Origin of the sequence: Vibrio sp. 10N.247.310.17, assembly GCF_041466605.1 — a bacterium.
Taxonomy (GTDB): domain Bacteria; phylum Pseudomonadota; class Gammaproteobacteria; order Enterobacterales; family Vibrionaceae; genus Vibrio; species Vibrio tasmaniensis_A.
Map to the genome: position 1 here is coordinate 1 of NZ_JBFSTC010000178.1, position 3724 is coordinate 3724.

Consider the following 3724-nt stretch of genomic DNA (forward strand, 5'->3'; position numbering starts at 1 on the left):
TATCGCCCAAACTGGTTAAATTTTAACAGTGACAACTACCCTGCCAGATAGGGGAACCTAGTAATATTATATATGGCTTAAGTTTTAGAAACTTTAATACAGCGAAAGAAATACTCAAAACAGCTGCGATAATCTTTAGGAAAATGACCACATAATTTAATGCGCCTTCTCCAATGGCCGATTCCAGTTCTTTTAAGACAGAAGCAATGGCACCGAATATAACAGCTACAATAAACATCCAATCAATTTCATCTAAATTCATTTATTCTCCTTTACACCACCAAATCCAAGGTTCCATTATGCACATAGCCCCGCCTTAAACATTAAGGCTAATTCGAGCCAAAATTTCCATAGTCGAATCGTTTGTTATATTTATTCTCTTTTGATACGAACTATAAATTACCAATTATTTTTTGAATTTCATCTGGATTTAAGTAGCTATTATTAACTTTACCTTCAATCAAAAAACCGTCTGCTAATATTTGGGATAATTTTTGAACAGACTTTTCATTAAAGAGCTTCGGATAGATCCGCGTATACGCATTGAACGTTGCCTTTAAGTTACGGTGGCAATCTTCAGCTGAACTGAGTGTTGTGACCTCTCCCGAATTAAATATAGGTATGAAAATTTCAAGTAGGTTGTTTTTTAACTCTTGCTTTAGCTTTCTGCGACTTGTGATTTTCTCGAGCCCAAGACCTAAAAAGAATGCCAGAATACCAGGGAGCCATCCATTCATGAAACTATTAAGTGAAATTTTCCACCACTCAATATCATTAATTATAAAATACACTAACTCTTCCTATTGCCCGTGACGTACTTGAAAAATATAACGCCTTAAACATCGAAACTAAAGACAAACCTACAATGCCGAATGTAATAAATTGTGTTGATTAATTTGTTAGACGAATGTTGCCTTCAGCAACGCGACTTGTTGCTCAAACAACCCACTATCAAATTTGGAGTAAGATTTAGCTATATTTACCCATTGAACTCCGGTTTCATCAATATGACGAAATTCAATTTGTAACGCATATTTTGAACAACGAAGAAAACCAAATATAAAACCTACAATCGTTAAAGTAACAACTAAAGCTTTCAACCAAAAAGGTGTACTCTCAAGAGTTGGGATTGCTAACCAAACTGCTCCGGAGAAAACAAATAACCAAAATATTATTTGACCTAGATTGTCGAGTAAGCCAAGTTTCTTAACTCTCACATTATTAATTTTTGATAAAGGATACGAATCTTTTTTAAAGCTAAACTCTTCTTGGCTCAGTTGAAAATCTGTTTCCTTGTACATTATTGCCTCCATTTTTATCAACACTCTTAAATGCTTTATTAGCTTTTTTGGGTTACATACTTTGCGTGAATATCGAGAACAAATGGCTCCACTAAAGCTATACATCGGTCTAGATCGTCATCCGTTATATCTACTTTCTCACCATCTAAGGTATGACCATTTCGATGCACAAGGTCATAGCGTAACTCAAGTTGTTTTAATAGCTCTCTGCTGATATTAAAACGAATGCCAAGAACTTTTTTATAATACATTTCAACATCATTAAGCCGATGCCATACCAATGCTTTCATTGAATGTATCAAATACTCATCAATAGGGTTGTTTAAAGCAAAAGGAACCGTCACGGTAGCAGAACGAAACTTGTCATGGCTTGCTAGTTTTCGGAGTGATTCTGGAGAATTAGTAAGTTCAAAAATGAACAAGTTTGAAAGATACTGTTCCATTAAGCTTATCACGTTCGAAAAATACAATTGGTTGTGAAAACTATCTCTACTTTGGGCTCTTATTTGCGTAAGTCCTTCAGTGAAAGTATTGAGATATACATCAAATTCCGTATCAGAACTCATTAGCATGGTACTCCACTCTAATTTGCTCTTTTAACGCTCCATCCTTTGTCTCAACGTCTAGCGTCCAATCAACACCAACATTGGAAGACCAAACATTAATGTTAAACTCATTACCTTCCTCGTCTTCAAACGAATCATAGTTTTCGCTAACACTATCCCTATAACGCTCTGCCACAAAGTTAGGAGACGGTACGCTAACAACCGTAACCTCTTCAGTACCGCGATAAATAAGTAGATAGCCACCGGAAATGGGTGGCATACAGTCATTACCTTCTAACGTAAACTTCATCATCTCATTTCTCAAAATACAAATACGTTTCGATTATAACAGCATAGTTTTAGGCTTACACCTTCAGAAAGCTAACGCCCGCTTAAGTGGTGAGTAGCGTAAGACCGATGTTTCTGCAAACCACCTTAAACACAGAACGCAACGTATAGTAAAAATGTCACGTGTTACGAATTAATCCTAAACAGTTCGATATACGGTTGTGCCAGGCTCAGAGTTTGGCCCCAACTTACTGCTAAAAACGAACAGACAACTAACTAAAATACCTATCTCGAAAAGCTGACATAGAAAAGATGCTGTCTTAAACACCAGACCTGAATCCATCCAAGGCATCGCTATTTCAATTAGCACAGCGGCTAAAACCAAAGTATACCCAACTCGTTGATGCCATTTACCTAACACTCGCGAAAAGTGATGGAAAGCTAACAGATAAAACACCGAAAAAAAAGGCATTATAAACCAGATGAGATACTCAAAAATTTCAATCAACGAGCTACTACCTTCGCCCAAAGTTGCCATTAGAATAGAGATAATAAAGTTGAGTAGCATGTAAAGAAACGGATATATAAGAATACCCAAGGCAAGATACCGAACTGATTTTTTAACTCCACTTTCCACTTGTGTTACCTTCTCTAGTTGGAGTGACGCATAACACCCAATTAAGTAGCTGACAACGCTACTAATACGTTCAAAATTACCACCAAAATCACTTAAACTGAACTGAGTTGAAAATCCCAAGCGTTGACAGTCTGCTTTAATTGCTTGTTGTTAGCTCTACGACTTAGACTGGACAAGACACAATTTATTGAAATTCATCGCCATGATTTTCTAATGTTTTAATACCACACTCTAAACAAACTACATAGCGATCGATTAAATCTAGTGACGCTCCTGCTGGACTAGCCATCCCACCCAAAAAACCCGCAAGAAATTCCTTAAACTTTTCTTTCTTACTATTGCCATATTTGGACGGTTTTTGCTTAATCAATTCTTTATGTTCTGTTTTTTGACCACATTTGTCGCAATACCTAGCACTCATTTTAACCTCAATTGTTGTTTTATAAATCCTGAGAATGATATCGGAGTAGCTGCGCATATGAATGAGAAGTGAATCACACATATGAACCAGTACGCACATTTAATAAGTAGAACTAACGCTTATTAGATAGAAAATTCTGCATTTAAATACAGAGTTTTTCTGTCTAGTCTGATTTATGGGAAAGGATTATACTCATTAACCCTATTTATAACAGTGATTTAAATCATTAGCTGTAAAACTGGATGCTTAAAGTGTGGATTCTCGTCGTAGAAATGCAGAAAGGGCTACTTTCCTAAAAAAATAGCCCTTTCGATTGCTGTGAATCATCGGCGTTTCTTGTAGCGTTTTCGTGTGGTGTTCGCCCTTACCACACGCCCGTTCTTGAGCGTGTAACCTTTCTTAAGTTGGCCGTTTGGTCGACGACCTTTGCACTTGTGTCCTTTCATTGGGGTTCTCCAGTTTTCGTATCCGTTGCTCTCCCTATCTGGCAGGGTAGTTGTCACTGTTAAAATTTAACCAGTTTGGGCGATAA

At 36.9% G+C, this 3724-nt stretch carries 8 protein-coding genes; all 8 read right to left on the reverse strand.

Annotated elements, in window-relative coordinates; all coding sequences use genetic code 11:
• Nucleotides 1-22: 22 nt before the first annotated feature.
• Nucleotides 23-262: a hypothetical protein gene (locus AB6D80_RS24410; protein ID WP_372189878.1), complete on the reverse strand. Its 240-nt coding sequence runs from the start codon at nt 260-262 to the stop codon at nt 23-25.
• A 130-nt stretch (nt 263-392) separates the two neighbouring features.
• A complete protein-coding gene (locus AB6D80_RS24415) occupies nt 393-791 on the reverse strand; it encodes a hypothetical protein (RefSeq protein ID WP_017102130.1) in 399 nt (132 codons plus the stop codon).
• A gap of 108 nt (nt 792-899) precedes the next feature.
• Complete coding sequence (locus tag AB6D80_RS24420; protein WP_017102030.1) at nt 900-1301, reverse strand: hypothetical protein; 402 nt, start codon at nt 1299-1301, stop codon at nt 900-902.
• A 38-nt stretch (nt 1302-1339) separates the two neighbouring features.
• Nucleotides 1340-1867 (reverse strand): hypothetical protein, encoded by a 528-nt coding sequence (locus AB6D80_RS24425; protein WP_372189880.1) that lies wholly within the window; start codon nt 1865-1867, stop codon nt 1340-1342.
• Nucleotides 1857-2159, reverse strand: a complete 303-nt coding sequence (locus AB6D80_RS24430; RefSeq protein ID WP_017102032.1) for a hypothetical protein — start codon at nt 2157-2159, stop codon at nt 1857-1859. The genes AB6D80_RS24425 and AB6D80_RS24430 overlap by 11 nt, the downstream gene beginning before the upstream one ends.
• 174 nt (nt 2160-2333) lie before the next feature.
• Nucleotides 2334-2771, reverse strand: coding sequence for a hypothetical protein (locus tag AB6D80_RS24435; protein WP_017102129.1), 438 nt, complete (start codon nt 2769-2771; stop codon nt 2334-2336).
• Nucleotides 2772-2955: 184 nt separating this feature from the next.
• Nucleotides 2956-3192, reverse strand: coding sequence for a hypothetical protein (locus AB6D80_RS24440; protein WP_017101858.1), 237 nt, complete (start codon nt 3190-3192; stop codon nt 2956-2958).
• 323 nt (nt 3193-3515) lie between these two features.
• Nucleotides 3516-3638: a hypothetical protein gene (locus AB6D80_RS24445; RefSeq protein ID WP_258186662.1), complete on the reverse strand. Its 123-nt coding sequence runs from the start codon at nt 3636-3638 to the stop codon at nt 3516-3518.
• Nucleotides 3639-3724: the final 86 nt, after the last annotated feature.